The 16,071-nt window shown below is 61.6% G+C and carries 14 protein-coding genes; 7 read left to right on the forward strand and 7 right to left on the reverse strand.

Annotation, left to right across the window (positions count from 1 at the left end):
* Positions 1-40: 40 nt before the first annotated feature.
* From ASD60_RS23615 to ASD60_RS23645, 7 genes are all read right to left on the reverse strand, one after another.
* Positions 41-1,051, reverse strand: coding sequence for a chemotaxis response regulator protein-glutamate methylesterase (locus ASD60_RS23615; protein WP_056856287.1), 1,011 nt, complete (start codon positions 1,049-1,051; stop codon positions 41-43).
* Positions 1,048-3,333, reverse strand: coding sequence for a hybrid sensor histidine kinase/response regulator (locus ASD60_RS23620; RefSeq protein WP_056856288.1), 2,286 nt, complete (start codon positions 3,331-3,333; stop codon positions 1,048-1,050). The genes ASD60_RS23615 and ASD60_RS23620 overlap by 4 nt, the downstream gene beginning before the upstream one ends.
* Positions 3,330-4,013 (reverse strand): chemotaxis protein CheW, encoded by a 684-nt coding sequence (locus tag ASD60_RS23625; RefSeq protein WP_056856289.1) that lies wholly within the window; start codon positions 4,011-4,013, stop codon positions 3,330-3,332. The genes ASD60_RS23620 and ASD60_RS23625 overlap by 4 nt, the downstream gene beginning before the upstream one ends.
* Positions 4,010-5,281, reverse strand: a complete 1,272-nt coding sequence (locus tag ASD60_RS23630) for a CheR family methyltransferase (protein ID WP_056856290.1) — start codon at positions 5,279-5,281, stop codon at positions 4,010-4,012. The genes ASD60_RS23625 and ASD60_RS23630 overlap by 4 nt, the downstream gene beginning before the upstream one ends.
* Entirely contained in the window at positions 5,278-5,814 is a 537-nt protein-coding gene (locus tag ASD60_RS23635) for a chemotaxis protein CheW (protein ID WP_056856291.1), read from the reverse strand. The genes ASD60_RS23630 and ASD60_RS23635 overlap by 4 nt, the downstream gene beginning before the upstream one ends.
* Positions 5,814-7,436: a methyl-accepting chemotaxis protein gene (locus ASD60_RS23640; protein WP_056856292.1), complete on the reverse strand. Its 1,623-nt coding sequence runs from the start codon at positions 7,434-7,436 to the stop codon at positions 5,814-5,816. Before ASD60_RS23640 ends, ASD60_RS23635 begins: the two co-directional genes overlap by 1 nt.
* A gap of 275 nt (positions 7,437-7,711) precedes the next feature.
* Positions 7,712-8,434 carry a tellurite resistance TerB family protein gene (locus ASD60_RS23645; RefSeq protein WP_056856293.1) on the reverse strand — a complete coding sequence of 241 codons (723 nt, stop codon included), beginning with the start codon at positions 8,432-8,434 and terminating at the stop codon, positions 7,712-7,714.
* A 175-nt stretch (positions 8,435-8,609) separates the two neighbouring features.
* On the opposite strand from ASD60_RS23645, the gene ASD60_RS23650 reads away from it, so the two are divergent.
* The 7 genes from ASD60_RS23650 to ASD60_RS23680 all read left to right on the forward strand — a co-directional run.
* A complete protein-coding gene (locus tag ASD60_RS23650; RefSeq protein WP_056856294.1) occupies positions 8,610-9,524 on the forward strand; it encodes a LysR family transcriptional regulator in 915 nt (304 codons plus the stop codon).
* A 134-nt stretch (positions 9,525-9,658) separates the two neighbouring features.
* Positions 9,659-11,116 carry a gamma-aminobutyraldehyde dehydrogenase gene (locus ASD60_RS23655; protein WP_056856295.1) on the forward strand — a complete coding sequence of 486 codons (1,458 nt, stop codon included), beginning with the start codon at positions 9,659-9,661 and terminating at the stop codon, positions 11,114-11,116.
* 83 nt (positions 11,117-11,199) lie between these two features.
* Entirely contained in the window at positions 11,200-12,351 is a 1,152-nt protein-coding gene (gene ydcS / locus ASD60_RS23660; RefSeq protein ID WP_056856296.1) for a putative ABC transporter substrate-binding protein YdcS, read from the forward strand.
* 418 nt (positions 12,352-12,769) lie between these two features.
* A complete protein-coding gene (locus ASD60_RS23665; RefSeq protein WP_056856297.1) occupies positions 12,770-13,807 on the forward strand; it encodes an ABC transporter ATP-binding protein in 1,038 nt (345 codons plus the stop codon).
* Between the two features lies 1 nt (position 13,808).
* Positions 13,809-14,756, forward strand: a complete 948-nt coding sequence (locus tag ASD60_RS23670; RefSeq protein ID WP_056856298.1) for an ABC transporter permease — start codon at positions 13,809-13,811, stop codon at positions 14,754-14,756.
* Complete coding sequence (locus ASD60_RS23675; RefSeq protein WP_056856299.1) at positions 14,746-15,555, forward strand: ABC transporter permease; 810 nt, start codon at positions 14,746-14,748, stop codon at positions 15,553-15,555. The genes ASD60_RS23670 and ASD60_RS23675 overlap by 11 nt, the downstream gene beginning before the upstream one ends.
* A gap of 190 nt (positions 15,556-15,745) precedes the next feature.
* Positions 15,746-16,071: aldehyde dehydrogenase family protein (locus ASD60_RS23680; RefSeq protein WP_156386294.1), on the forward strand; the 326-nt coding region annotated here is incomplete at its 3' end.

Consider the following 16,071-nt stretch of genomic DNA (forward strand, 5'->3'; position numbering starts at 1 on the left):
ACCTGAATACTGCTTGGGCCAGGATTGCTGATAGAGGTAGTCATTTTGCAAAGATCTCCAGCAAACGTGGCGCGATCTTGTCCAGCGGGCGTATTTCCACGGCGGCATCGATGGCCGCAGCCGCCTTCGGCATGCCGTACACCGCGCTGCTGTTCTGATCCTGTGCGATGGTCAGGTAACCCTGCTGGCGCATGAGTTTAAGCCCCTGGGCACCATCACGCCCCATACCGGTGAGCAAAACGCCGACCGCGTCACCGTTCCAGTACCTGGCCACACTCTCGAAAAACACATCGATCGAGGGGCGATAAATCTCATTGACCGGTTCCGCGGTGTAGGCCAGCGTGCCGTTTTTCAACAAGCGGATATGGTGGTTGGTGCCGGCCAGCAACACGATGCCACTTTGTGGCGGCTCGCCTTCCTGTGCCAGGCGCACGTTGAGCCCGCTGGCGCTACTGAGCCATTCGGCCATTCCGGCGGCAAACACCTGGTCAACATGCTGGACCAGCACGATGGCCGGGGAAAAATCCCTCGGAAGTCCCTTGAGCAGGACTTCCAGTGCCGCCGGCCCGCCAGCGGATGAGCCAATGGCAATCAGACTCTGGCGCGAACCAGCACTGCGCAGCGGGCCCGGCACTGATCGCTCGCGGTTGCCCTTTTCGCCGATCAGCCAGCCCACATTCATGATTTTGCGTAACAGCGGCGCTGCCGCTTCCTGGGCATTGCCGGCTCCGATGGCCGGGGTGTCGACCACGTCCAGGGCGCCATGGCCCATGGCTTCGAAGACCCGATGCACATTCTGTTGACGATCGACCGTGACGATGACAATGGCGCAGGGCGTTTCGGCCATGATCCGGCGAGTCGCCTCCACCCCGTCCATCACTGGCATGATCAGGTCCATCAGGATCAGGTCCGGGGTCTGTTCGGCACACATCTGCACGGCTTCCCTGCCGTTGCCGGCCACCCAGATCACCTGGTGCGCCGGCTCGAACGCCAGCGCCCGGCGCAGGGCTTCTACGGCCATGGGCATGTCGTTGACAATTGCGATCTTCATGCCCGCGCTCCTCCTATGAGCTCAACCACTGCATCAAGCAGGGCGTCATCATGAAAACTGGCTTTGGCTAGATAATAGTCGGCTCCGGCATCCAGTCCACGGCGACGGTCCTCCTCTCGATCCTTGTAGGAAACCACCATCACCGGCAACGATTGCAGGCGGTTGTCCCGCCGCAACAACGACACCAGTTCGATACCGTCCATGCGCGGCATATCGATATCGGTGATCAACAGATCGAAATCTTCCGAACGCAATGCGTTCCAGCCGTCCATGCCGTCCACCGCCACGGCCACGTCATAGCCGCGATTGAGCAGCAATTTGCGTTGCAGTTCGCGCACAGTGAGCGAGTCATCCACCACCAGAATCCGCTTGCGTGCCGCTTCGGCCGCCTGGTTGCTGTGACGGGCGATGCGCTCCAGGCGCCCGGTGTTGAGCAGTTTGTCCACCGAACGCAACATGTCCTCGACGTCGACGATCAACACCACCGAGCCATCGTCGAGCAAGGCTCCGGCGGAAATGTCCTGGATCTTGCCCAGGCGCTCATCCAGGGGCAGCACCACCAGCGTGCGCTCGCCGATAAAACGCTCGACCGCTACGCCATAAACGGTATCGCGCTCGCGAATGACCACGACTTTCAAGGTCTGCTGATTGCCCTGGCTCGCAGGACGTTGCAGCAATTGGCTGGCGGCGACCAGTCCGACGTGCCGGCCTTCATGCCAAAAATGCTGGCGGCCCTCGACCTGAACGATGTCCCCCGGCTCCAGATCGCACATGCGTTCGATATGCGCCAGCGGAAAGGCATAGGCTTCGTCGCCGACTTCCACCACCAGGCTGCGCACCACCGACAGGGTCAGCGGCACCTCCAGGTGAAAGCGGCTGCCCTCGCCCGCCGTCTGCTCCAGCACCACCGCGCCACGCAACTGGCGGACCATGTGCTGCACCGCGTCCAGGCCGACGCCGCGGCCGGAGACTTCAGTGACCGTGTCGCGCAGGCTGAAACCCGGCAGGAACAGGAACGTCAGCAGTTCCTCTTCGCTCAACTGTGCGGCGGTTTCGGCCGGGGACAATTGGCGTTCGATGATGCTGCGACGGACCTTTTCCAGATCGACACCGTTGCCATCATCACTGAGTTCCAGCACCAGCAATCCGGCCTGATGGGAAGCACGAAGGCGGATCAGGCCTTCCTCGGGCTTGCCGGCCAACAGCCGTTGCTCCGGCGATTCGATGCCGTGATCGACGGCATTGCGCAGCAGGTGGGTGAGTGGCGCTTCGAGTTTTTCCAACACATCACGGTCGACCTGGGTTTTCTCGCCCTCGATCTCCAGGCGTACCTGCTTGCCGAGACTGCGGCCCAGATCGCGGACCATGCGCACCTGACCGGTCAGCACATCGGCGAATGGCCGCATGCGACAGGCCAGCGCCGTGTCGTACAACACCTGTGCCCGCTGACTGGCCTGCCAGGCGAACTCATCGAGTTCGGCGTTTTTTTCCGCCAGCAACTGCTGTGACTCCGCCAGCAGTCGACGAGCATCTTCGAGGGCTTCCCGGGCTTCAAGGCTCAGGGCGTGTTCCTTGAGATGGACGTTGAGATTTTCCAGTGCTCGCAGGCTGTTGTTCTGCATGCGCTTGAGGCGCTGCATGGTGGCCAGGTGCGGCTTGAGCCGCAGGGTTTCCACCAGGGATTTACTCGACAGATCGAGCAGGCTGTTCAGACGCTCGGCGGTCACCCGCAACACGCGCTCGCCGTTTTCGGTGGTGCGTCTGGTCTTCTTCGGCGCGGCGGGCGGCGCTTCAATCTCCGGTTCCGGGACTTCAACCTTGGCCACCGGAGCTTCGAGCTGAAGCTCTGCCATGACCGGAGCGGGCGTTGCCTTGGCCGGCATGACGGCGGCAGCCGGATCGAGCAAGCGCGCCATCAGCCCGACATAGGCTTCGATATCCACAGGCAGCGGGGCGTTGCCGGGTGTGGCGATGCGCATCAGCAAATCAGTGCCTTGCAGCAACGCATCGATATGTTCGGGGCGCAGGTACAACCGCCCTTCCTGGGCGCTGACCAGGCAGTCCTCCATGACGTGCGCGACACTGACGCCGGCATCGACGCCGACAATTCGTGCTGCGCCCTTGAGTGAGTGCGCCGCGCGCATGCACGATTCGAGCTGATCGGCCAGGGTCGGGTCGCGCTCCAGCGCCAGCAGACCTGCGCTCAAAACCAGGGTCTGGGCTTCGGCTTCGAGGCTGAACAGCTCCAGCAAAGAGGCATCGCGCATTTGCTCGGGGGTCATGTGAGGCTCCGGGTCACGGCGGACAACAGCTGTTCTTCATTCAGCCAACGCAGGCTGCGACCTTTGAATTGCAACACGCCTTGGGTGTATTTGGCATTGGCCTGGTTGCCGGATTTCGACGCAGCCTCGAGTACAAGCTCGTCGATGGCGTGAATCCCGTCCACTTCGTCCACCGGTACGACCACCGGCCCACCGTGAGCGGCGATGATCAGCATGCGCGGCATGACCCGCGCGCCCGTCGCCACGCTGCTGACGCCGTCGAGCCCCAGCAATTCGACCAACGACAGGCACGCCACCAGCGCACCGCGTACGTTCGCCACACCGAGCAAGGCCCGCGAACGCTGGTGCGGCAGGGAGTGAATGGCTTGCATCGGCGCCACTTCCACCAGGCTGCGCGTCGCCAGCCCCAGCCATTCTTCACCGAGGCGGAACATCAGCAGCGAGCGGGTTTTCACCTCGCTCTGCAACGTACCGGACACATGTTCACGGTCTTCCTGCTGCAACGCATAGCGATCCAGCAAGCGTGTCGCCGCCGCCGAATACACCGCGCAATTACGGCAATGAATGTGTTCGATCAACAACGGACAGGATTTGTCGCCATGGATCCCGATGCGGTTCCAGCAATCATCGATGGCCTGGGCATCTTCATGGGTGACGCTAAAGGTGTCGGAGGCGATCATCGTTTACGCTCACTGTCAGCGGCGCGCTCGCTGCGGGCGGCGCGTTCCTGCAATCGTCGGGCTCCCGCCGTATCGCCCTGGGACTGCAGCAAGGCGGCCAGATGCATCAATGCGTCGGGATGTTGCGGTTCGAGGTACAACGCCTTGCGGTAAAACCCTTGGGCCTCCAGAACACTGCCGGCGACATCGCTGAGCAAACCCAGCCAGTAGAAAACCTGGGCCACCGGCTCATGGCTGCGCAAGTAACTGTCACACGCGGCGCGAGCCTCGGTACTTTTGCCTTCATTGGCCAGCGCGGCGATGTTCGCCAGCAGCCTGGCGGCGTCGGTGTTGCCGGTGTTCGCCGGTGGCACAGGGCGTGCAGTGCTGGTGAATGGGCGCTTGCTGGTCGCAGGGGCAAGCACATTGCGCAGGGGTTGCGGCACCCGTAAAGGTGTGGGGACGAAAGCTGGCAACGGCTCTGACTCCGCCGGGCTCTGCCGGCTGAAGGCAAAGGATTGCGGGATACCGATCGAACGCATGCCCAAACGCCCCAACAGACTGCCTTCGGCCGGTCCGATAAACAACACGCCATCCACATGAGTCAGGCGCTTGAGCACCTCGAACACTTGTTTTTGTGTGGCCAGATCGAAGTAGATCAGCAGGTTGCGGCAAAACACGAAGTCATAGGGTGGCTCGTTGACCAGCAATGCCGGATCGAGCAGGTTGCCCACCTGCAGGTGGACTTGATCGAGCACTCGCGGGCTGAGCCGATAGCCGTCGCCTTCGGCGGTGAAATGCCGGTCGCGAAACGTGATGTCCTGACCGCGAAACGAGTTCTTGCCGTACCGCGCGCGCCGAGCTTTGTCCACCGACAGCGGGCTGACATCCATGCCTTCGACCTTGAACTGGTGCGGTTTGAACCCGGCATCCAGCAGTGCCATGGCAATCGAGTAAGGCTCCTCGCCCGTGGAGCACGGCAGGCTGAGAATCCGCAGGGCACGCATATTGTTGATGTCTGCCAACCGTTTGGTCGCCAGTTTCGCCAGGGTGGCGAAAGATTCCGGGTAACGAAAAAACCAGGTCTCGGGAACGATCACCGCTTCGATCAACGCCTGTTGTTCGTCGGCAGACGCCTGCAAGGTACGCCAATATTCATCCGCCGACTGCGCCGAAGCCGCCGCACTGCGTTGACGCACGGCACGCTCGATGATCGCCGGGCCGACCGACGTCACGTCAAGGCCGATGCGCTCTTTGAGGAAATCGAAAAAACGCTGGTCGCTGGTCATGGCCGGCCCTCAAGCAGCGTCAGGTCCAGAGGTGGCGTCGGAAACAGCAGCGCACGCACCGGTTCATCCAAGAGATCGGCGACTCGCACCCATTGCAACAGACCGTGCGCATCTTCGCGCACCGGCCCCAGATACGGGGCCTGGCGATTATCCAACCCATAAGGCTGAAAATCCGCCGGGTTGCAACGCAAGGTGTCCGTGGCCTGTTCCAGAATCAGCCCGAGCAGTTGCGCCTGTGCGCTTTCATCCGGTCGGTAATGCACCAGCACCAGCCGCGTGCTGGTGCGCGCTTGCGATGGCGTACCAAACGTCAAAGCACCAAGGTCAATCACCGGCACCACCGCACCGCGATAGGCAAACACCCCCGCAACCCAGTGCGGCGCGTGGGCGATGGGTTTCAGTGGCAGGCGCGGCAGCACTTCCGCCACTTCGATGGCCTGCAAGGCATAGCGCTCGCTGCCGATGCGAAACACCAGAAACAAGGCGTGCAACGCTGGCTTAACGGCGCTGCGTTTGGCCGTCATTTCGCTCATCAGACTTTGAATCGCGAAACGCCGCTGCGCAGCCCGACGGCCACCTGGCTCAATTCATCGATGGCGAAACTGGCCTGACGCAGGGATTCGACGGTCTGGCTGCTGGCATCGCCCAATTGCACCAGCGCATGGTTGATCTGCTCGGCACCGGTGGCCTGGGCCTGCATGCCCTCGTTGACCATCAACACCCGCGGTGCCAGTGCCTGGACCTGATGGATGATCTGCGACAGTTGCTCGCCAACCTGCTGCACTTCCGACATACCACGGCGCACTTCTTCGGAGAACTTGTCCATGCCCATCACACCGGCCGACACAGCGGATTGAATCTCGCGCACCATCTGCTCGATGTCATAGGTCGCAACTGCGGTCTGGTCGGCCAGGCGTCGCACTTCGGTGGCGACCACGGCAAAACCGCGACCATACTCGCCGGCCTTCTCGGCCTCGATGGCGGCGTTGAGCGACAACAGGTTGGTCTGGTCGGCGACCTTGACGATGGTCACCACCACCTGGTTGATGTTGCCCGCTTTCTCGTTGAGGATCGCCAGCTTGGCGTTGACCAGATCCGCCGCGCCCATCACCGAGTGCATGGTTTCTTCCATGCGCGCCAGCCCTTGCTGGCCTGAACCGGCGGCGACCGAGGCCTGATCGGCGGCGGTGGACACCTCGGTCATGGTGCGCACCAGGTCCCGCGATGTTGCGGCGATTTCACGGGAGGTCGCACCGATTTCAGTCGTGGTGGCCGCCGTCTCGGTGGCGGTGGCCTGCTGCTGCTTGGAGGTGGCAGCGATTTCGGTGACCGACGTGGTGACCTGTACCGAAGAACGCTGCGCCTGGGACACCAGCGAGGTCAGTTCGGCCATCATGTCGTTGAAGCCGGTTTCCACTGCGCCGAATTCATCCTTGCGCTCAAGATTCAAACGGCTGCTGAGGTCGCCGGTGCGCATGATTTCGAGAATTTTCACGATACGATTCATCGGCGCCATGATGGCGCGCATCAGCAACAGGCCACAGAGAGCCGCGGCCAGCACGGCGATCACCAGCGAGATACCCATGATGACTTTGGCGGTGAGCACTGCGTCATCAATGGCCGCGATATCGGCGTCCGCCACGGCCTTGTTATGACGAAGAATGTCACTGACCTTCATGCGACCCGCTGTCCAGGTCGGGGTCAGTTCAGCCGTGAACATGTTGATGGCCTCGGCGTTCTGGTTGCGTTTATGCAACTCGATCACCGCGGCCAGAATCCGGTGGTAGTCCTCATGGATTTTTTCGAAGGCTGCGTACTCGCGCTTGTCCTCTTCGTCGGTAATCGTTTGGCGGTAGAGCTCCATCTGCTCTGTCAACCGCGCAGCGTAGCCCTTGAAGTTGGCCGCTTCCTCTGCCGTGAAGCCCTGCCCTTGCTCGAGGCCGAGCATAGCCTGAATGTGTACATAGCTGTCGGACCACGCGCCCCGAATCATGGAGCTGTAATACAGCCCTGGCAGCGCATCCTCGCGCACGCTGGCTTCGCTGTCTTCGATCTTCAACAGCCGGGAATACGAGACGACCACCATCAGCAGCATGATGGCGATGATTACCGCAAAGCTCGCCAAAATGCGTTGGCGCAACGTCCAGTTCTTCACAGTCAGTCCTCGGGGCATATTCGAAATGCGGGGAGTATAGCCGAGGGCGCTGTTTCATTTATAAGACGGTTGCGCTCCACTTCGCATCCCGCGCAAAAAAGCGTGGGTGGGCTCTGGGGAGGGACTGTCCGTCAATTGGGAGGTCGGGTGTTAGGGGTAAATCGGTAGAAAGGGACGGTGGAATGGTCATTGAGCCGAACGCGGAGCGTCCGTTGAGGCATTCCCACGCAGAGCGTGGGAACGATCATGATCCTGAACGATGGCGTTTGCAGAACTTAAACAGCGGCCTGGCGAACCTGTTTCTCAAGTTCAGCCTTCAGGCCCGGCTCTAGTTTGAGTTGACGCGCGAGTTCGTCGAGGTAGGACTTTTCCATGAAGCTTTCCTCGTCCACCAGCATCACACTGGCAATGTACATCTCGGCGGCCATTTCCGGGGTGCTGGCGGCGCGGGCGACATCGGCGGGGTCCAACGGTTTGTTGAGTTCGGCGTGCAGCCAGTGCTGCAGTTCCTGATCGTTGTCGAGCTTGGTGAACTCGTCTTCGATCAGCTCGCGCTCACGGGCGTCAATGTGGCCATCAGCCTTGGCCGCCGCGACCAGCGCCTTGAGAATCGCCTGGCTGTGCTGCTCGACTTGCGCCGCGGGCAAGCGATCAAGGGTCTGCGGCTCGGTCTTCGGCGCCGTGCCCTGCTGAGCCTGCCAATTGCCATAGGCCTTGTAGGCAATCACGCCCAATGCCGCGAGGCCGCCATAGACCGCAACCTTGCCGCCGACCTTGCGCGCCTTCTTGTTGCCGAGTAACAAGCCCATTGCACCTGCCGCCAAGGCACCGCCACCCGCACCGGAAAGCAGACTGCCGAGGCCGCCCGAACCGCCGTTACCGCCGAGCAACCCGCCCAGAGCGCCACCGGACGGTTTGCCCTGCGCCCCGCCTGCCTTGTTCTGCAACAGGTCCTGACCGGACTTGAGCAGTTGATCGAGCAATCCACGGGTGTTCATTTTTTGCCTCCACTAAAAGGTTTGACCAAACCTTGAGGCCACCAGCCTAGATCGAAAGTGCCGCAACCTGACCTGCGAGAGTGCTTCCAGATGTTGCTCGAAGTCAGCCTGCCTTTCGTAAAAATGGATATACACTCGAACCTATCTATAAAAACCGCCCACTGGGTTTCCTCTCATGATGACCTTGCGTCAGATCCGTCATTTCATCGCCGTCGCCGAGACCGGTTCGATCTCCGCCGCCGCGCAAACCGCGTTCATTTCCCAATCGACCCTGACCCTGGCGATCCAGCAATTGGAGGAAGAGATCGGCGTCAGCCTGTTCAATCGCCACGCCAAGGGCATGACCCTGACCCATCAGGGCCACCAGTTCTTGCGTCAGGCGCACTTGATCCTTGCCACTGTCGACAACGCCAAACGCAGCCTGCAACAGAGCACCGACCAGGTCGCCGGGCAGTTGATCATCGGCGTGACCAGCCTGGTGGCCGGTTATTACCTGGCGGATTTGCTGACCCGTTTCCAGCGCGCCTACCCCAACGTCGAGATCCGCGTGATGGAGGACGAGCGCCCCTACATCGAGCATTTGCTGGTCAGCGGTGAGATCGATGTCGGCGTTTTGATCCTCTCCAACCTCGAAGATCGCCACGCGTTGCAGACCGAAGTGCTGACCCATTCGCCCCATCGACTGTGGCTGCCGGCCCAGCATCCGCTGCTGGAGCACGACAGCATCAATCTCGCCGACGTGACCCGCGAGCCGCTGATTCAACTGAACGTCGACGAAATGGACCGCAACGCCCAACGGATGTGGACGGCAGCCTCGTTGCAACCGCGTATCACCTTGCGCACTGCCTCGACCGAAGCGGTGCGAAGCCTGGTGGCCGCGGGTCTGGGTGTTTCGATCCAGCCAGACATGACCTATCGCCCGTGGTCACTGGAGGGCGACATCATCGAAGCGCGGCCCATTGCCGACTTGAGCCAGACCCTCGATGTCGGCCTGGCATGGCGCAGGGGCACGGCGCGGCCGGCGCTGGTCGACCCGTTTCTTACTGTTGCGCGGGAACAACCACACGGCGGACGCAAGCCATCTATTTAATCGAATGCCACCTTCAGTATTTAGAATTTGTCGACCTCGGGGCCGCGCACTAGTCTTGCTGCATCTATATAAGACGGTCGGCCCCCCGGTCACAGGGGAACCGCATGGCCACACAAGAAAAGAGAACTCGAAGAATGACTGGTGCACAGACCCCGTTGTTCACCGCATTGTTGATCGATGGTGAATTGGTCGCCGGACAAGGCTGTGCCGAACCCATCATCAATCCGGCCACGGGCGAAATCCTCACGCAGATTTCCGAAGCCAGCACCGAACAAGTCGAAGCCGCCATCCTCGCCGCCCACCGCGCCTTTGCCGGTTGGTCCCGGACTACGCCGCAACAGCGCTCGAACCTGTTGCTGGACATCGCCAACGCCATTGAAAAAAACGCTGACCAGCTCGCCCGTCTCGAAGCCCTGAATTGCGGCAAGCCGCTGCACCTTGCCCGTCAGGACGACTTGAGCGCGACTGTCGATGTGTTCCGTTTTTTTGCCGGTGCCGTGCGCTGCCAGACCGGCCAGCTCAGCGGCGAATACCTGCCGGGCTACACCAGCATGGTGCGGCGCGATCCCATTGGTGTCGTGGCGTCCATTGCGCCGTGGAATTACCCGATCATGATGGCTGCGTGGAAAATCGCCCCGGCCCTGGCCGCCGGCAATACGCTGGTGTTCAAGCCCTCGGAGCACACGCCGCTGTCGATCCTGGCTCTGGCGCCAGCGCTGGCCGAGATCTTGCCGCGCGGTGTGATCAACATCGTGTGCGGTGGCGGCGAAGGGGTTGGCAGCCATTTGGTCAGCCATCCAAAAATCCGCATGGTGTCGCTGACCGGCGATATCGTCACGGGCCAGAAAATTCTCCAGGCCGCCGCCAAAACCCTCAAACGCACCCACCTCGAACTCGGCGGCAAAGCCCCGGTGATTGTCTGCAACGATGCCGACATTCAAGCGGTGGTCGAAGGCGTGCGCACCTATGGCTATTACAACGCCGGCCAGGATTGCACCGCCGCGTGCCGGGTTTATGCACAGGCAGGGATTCACGACCGCCTGGTGGCTGAACTCGGTGCCGCCGTCAGCAGCCTGCGGTTTGCCGGCAAACGCGATGCCGACAACGAAATCGGCCCGCTGATCAGCACCCGCCAGCGCGACCGCGTGGCCAGTTTCGTCGAGCGAGCCCTCGGCCAGCCGCACATCGAACGGGTGACCGGTGCCGCGGTACATTCCGGCGCCGGGTTCTTCTATCAGCCGACGTTGCTGGCGGGCTGCAAACAAAGCGACGAAATCGTCCAGCGCGAAGTGTTCGGGCCGGTGGTCACCGTGACGCGTTTCGATGAGCTGGAACAAGCGGTGGACTGGGCCAACGATTCCGAATACGGCCTGGCGTCATCGGTCTGGACCCAGAACCTGGACAAGGCGATGCAGGTCGCCGCGCGGTTGCAGTACGGCTGCACCTGGATCAACAGCCATTTCATGCTGGTCAGCGAAATGCCCCATGGCGGGCTCAAGCGCTCGGGTTATGGCAAAGACCTGTCCAGCGATTCGCTCCAGGACTACAGCGTGGTGCGCCACATCATGGCGCGCCACGGGCAACATCTCTGACTACGCTAATAACAAGCCGCCAACGGCATGCTTCACCACGTTCAAAACTGCCCCGACCATAATTTGAAGAAGAGGGAATACCCATGTTCGTGCACAAGACCGCACTGCTCAGTGCAATCACCACGGCGCTGCTGGCCAGCGCCAGCCTCCAGGCCGCCGAGCCGCTGAAAGCCGTCGGTGCCGGCGAAGGCCAACTGGATATCGTGGCGTGGCCCGGCTACATCGAACGTGGCGAAAGCGACAAGGCCTACGACTGGGTGACCGGTTTCGAGAAGGAAACCGGCTGCAAGGTCAACGTGAAAACGGCGGCGACCTCCGATGAAATGGTCAGCCTGATGGCCAAGGGTGGTTATGACCTGGTCACCGCCTCCGGCGACGCCTCGCTGCGGCTGATCGGTGGCAAGCGTGTGCAGCCGATCAACACGGCGTTGATCCCGAACTGGAAAAACCTCGATCCTCGCCTCAAGGATGCGCCGTGGTACGTGGTCAACAACCAGACCTACGGCACCCCATATCAGTGGGGGCCGAACGTGCTGATGTACAACACCAACGTGTTCAAGACTGCGCCTGACAGCTGGGGCGTGTTGTTCAACGCGGAAAATCTGCCGGACGGCAAACCGAACAAGGGCCGCGTTCAGGCCTATGACGGTCCGATTTATATCGCCGACGCCGCGTTGTACCTCAAATCGGCCAAGCCGGAACTGGGCATCCAGAACCCCTACGAACTGACCGAAGCGCAGTACAAGGCCGTGCTCGATCTGCTGCGCGCCCAGCAGCCGTTGATCCACCGTTACTGGCACGACACCACCGTACAGATGAGTGACTTCAAGAACGAAGGCGTGGTCGCGTCCGGCGCCTGGCCGTATCAGGTCAATGGCCTGATCAACGAGAAGCAGCCGATCGCGTCGACCATCCCGAAAGAAGGCGCCACCGGGTGGGCGGACACCACCATGTTGCACGCTGACGCCAAACACCCGAACTGCGCCTACAAGTGGATGGATTGGTCGTTGCAACCGAAAGTCCAGGGCGACGTGGCGGCTTGGTTCGGTTCGCTGCCAGCCGTGCCGGCGGCGTGCAAGGAGAGTGAATTGCTCGGTGCCGAAGGTTGCAAGACCAACGGTTTCGACCAGTTCGACAAGATCGCCTTCTGGAAAACCCCGCAAGCCGAAGGCGGCAAATTCGTGCCGTACAGCCGCTGGACCCAGGACTACATCGCGATCATGGGCGGCAGGTAAGCCGCTCTTCCCTGTGGCGCGGGAGCTCGCTCCCGCTGGTGGGCCGCCCCCCTGTGGCGAGGGAGCTTGCTCCCGCTGGGTGGCGAAGCCGCCCTGTGGCGAGGGAGCTTGCTCCCGCTGGGTGGCGAAGCCGCCCTGTGGCGAGGGAGCTTGCTCCCGCTGGGTGGCGAAGCCGCCCCCCTGTGGCGAGGGAGCTTGCTCCCGCTGGGTGGCGAAGCCGCCCCAAAACCGGTCGATGCGGTTTTTCAGACGAACCGCATCAACTCTTTTGGGAGGGCTGCGCCCTCCAGCGGGAGCAAGCTCCCTCGCCACAGGAGCGGCGGCTTAGCTCCCTCGCCACAAAAAGCAATGATTCAGTTTTTTCAGAAGTCCAGGCAGGGCCGCTGCGACCGCCCTCGCCTTTTTGGAGCACCGCACCATGACGCTTGCAGTCCAGTTCACCAACGTTTCCCGTCTGTTCGGCGAAGTGAAAGCCGTTGACCGGGTTTCCATCGACATCCAGGACGGCGAGTTTTTCTCCATGCTGGGGCCTTCCGGCTCGGGCAAAACTACCTGTTTGCGCCTGATCGCCGGTTTTGAACAACCCAGCGCAGGCTCGATCCGCATTCATGGCGAAGAAGCCGCCGGGCTGCCGCCGTATCAACGTGACGTGAACACCGTCTTCCAGGATTACGCGCTGTTCCCGCACATGAACGTTCGCGACAACGTCGCTTACGGTTTGAAAGTCAAAGGCGTCGCCAAGGCCGAGCGCCTCAAGCGCGCAGCCGAAGCCCTCGACATGGTCGCCCTCGGCGGCTATGGCGAGCGCAAACCCGTGCAGCTCTCCGGCGGCCAGCGCCAGCGCGTGGCCCTGGCCCGCGCACTGGTTAATCGTCCGCGTGTGCTGTTGCTCGATGAACCCCTCGGTGCGCTGGATTTGAAGCTGCGCGAGCAGATGCAAGGCGAGCTGAAAAAACTGCAACGCCAGCTCGGCATCACGTTCATTTTCGTCACCCACGACCAGACCGAAGCGCTGTCGATGTCCGACCGCGTGGCAGTGTTCAACAAGGGCCGCATCGAACAAGTCGACAGCCCGCGCAACCTGTACATGAAACCGGCCACCACCTTCGTCGCGGAATTCGTCGGCACCTCCAACGTGATCCGCGGTGATCTGGCGAAGCAAATCAGTGGTAATCCGCAGCCGTTCTCGATTCGTCCCGAACACGTGCGTTTCGCCGAAGGCCCGCTGGCCAGCCACGAAATCGAAGTCACCGGCTTGCTCCACGATATCCAGTACCAGGGCAGCGCCACCCGCTATGAACTGAAACTGGAGAATGGCCAGACCCTGAACATCAGCCAGGCCAACAATCAGTGGATCGACAGCAGCGCGCAGCACCAGACCGGGCAGCGCCTCAGTGCGCGCTGGGCGCGGGAAGCCATGGTCCAGTTGCACGACACCGTCGTCGGCGGGGTGTGAAATGAGCACCTTGGCTATTTCTCAAACCCAGTCGGGAGGTTCGCCGTTGCGCAGGTTTTCCAACCTGTTGTATCGCCGGCCCAACCTGTACCTGTCGATGCTGCTGGTGCCGCCACTGTTGTGGTTCGGAGCGATCTACCTCGGTTCGTTGCTGACATTGCTGTGGCAAGGCTTCTACACCTTCGACGACTTCACCATGGCGGTCACTCCCGACCTGACCCTGGCGAACTTCGCCGCGCTGTTCCAGCCCTCGAACTTCGACATCATCCTGCGAACCCTGAGCATGGCCATTGTCGTGTCGATCGCCAGCGCCATCGTCGCGTTCCCGATTGCCTACTACATGGCGCGCTACACCACCGGCAAGACCAAGGCGTTTTTCTACATCGCGGTGATGATGCCGATGTGGGCCAGCTACATCGTCAAGGCCTATGCCTGGACCCTGCTGTTGGCCAAGGGCGGCGTGGCGCAGTGGTTTGTGCAGCATCTGGGACTGGAGCCGGTCTTGCAGTTCGTGCTGGGCATTCCGGGTGTTGGCGGCAGCACCTTGTCGACCTCGCACCTGGGACGCTTCATGGTGTTCGTCTACATCTGGCTGCCGTTCATGATCCTGCCGATCCAGGCCTCGCTGGAACGCCTGCCGCCGTCATTGCTGCAAGCCTCCGCCGACCTCGGCGCCAAGCCGCGCCAGACCTTCATGCAAGTGATTCTGCCGCTGTCGATTCCGGGGATTGCCGCCGGTTCGATCTTCACGTTTTCCCTGACCCTGGGCGATTTCATCGTGCCGCAACTGGTTGGCCCACCGGGCTATTTTGTCGGCAGCATGGTCTACGCCCAGCAAGGTGCGATCGGCAACATGCCGATGGCCGCTGCGTTCACGTTGGTGCCGATCGTGCTGATCGCCATTTACCTGTCCATCGTCAAACGTCTGGGGGCCTTCGATGCACTCTGAAAAAGCCTCATTAGGCCTGCGCATTGCCGCCTGGGGTGGGTTGGTGTTCCTGCACTTCCCGATCCTGATCATCTTCCTGTACGCCTTCAACACCGAAGACGCGGCGTTCAGCTTTCCACCCAAGGGCTTTACCCTGAAGTGGATCGGCGTGGCGTTTTCGCGGCCCGATGTACTGGAAGCGATCAAGCTGTCGCTGCAAATCGCGGCCATCGCCACGGCGATTGCCATGGTCCTCGGCACGCTGGCGTCGGCGGCGTTGTATCGCCGGGATTTCTTCGGCAAACAAGGCATTTCGCTGATGCTGATCCTGCCGATTGCCCTGCCGGGGATCATCACCGGCATCGCCTTGCTGGCGACCTTCAAGACGCTGGGCATCGAGCCCGGGATGTTCACCATCATCGTCGGTCACGCGACGTTCTGTGTGGTGATCGTCTACAACAACGTCATCGCCCGCTTGCGCCGCACTTCGCACAGTTTGATCGAGGCCTCGATGGACCTCGGCGCCGACGGCTGGCAGACCTTCCGCTACATCATCCTGCCCAACCTGGGCTCGGCGTTGCTGGCCGGTGGTATGTTGGCGTTTGCGTTGTCGTTCGACGAAATCATCGTCACCACCTTCACCGCCGGCCATGAACGCACCTTGCCTCTGTGGCTGCTCAACCAGCTCAGCCGCCCACGGGACGTACCGGTGACCAACGTCGTGGCGATGCTGGTGATGATCGTGACCATGCTGCCGATTCTCGGCGCTTATTACCTGACGCGCGGTGGTGAGAGCGTGGCGGGGAGTGGCGGGAAGTAACTGACAACCCGATTCCCAATGTGGGAACCGAATTCCTGTGGGAGCTGGCTTGCCAGCGATGGGGCCGGAAGGTTCAACAAAGATGTTGGCTGATCCACCGCTATCGCTGCGATGCGGCGACCCGACTCGCCAGCTCCCACAGGGACCGGTTTCTACGGACAAAAAAAATAATTTTGAAGAGGACAATGCCATGCAAACCCAACTCTTGATCAACGGCCAACTCATCACCGGCGAAGGCCCCGCCCAACCCGTATTCAACCCGGCGCTGGGCCGCGTGCTGGTGGAAATCAACGAAGCCAGTGAAGCCCAGGTCGATGCCGCCGTGCGTGCCGCCGATGCCGCGTTCGACAGCTGGTCGCAAACCCCGCCGAAAGAGCGTTCGCTGCTGCTGCTCAAACTCGCCGATGCCATCGAGGCCCATGGCGAAGAGCTGGCCAAACTGGAATCGGACAACTGCGGCAAACCCTACAGCGCCGCGCTGAACGACGAGATCCCGGCGATTGCCGACGTGTTCCG

The organism is Pseudomonas sp. Root562 (assembly GCF_001427125.1).
In the GTDB taxonomy this organism is placed as follows: domain Bacteria; phylum Pseudomonadota; class Gammaproteobacteria; order Pseudomonadales; family Pseudomonadaceae; genus Aquipseudomonas.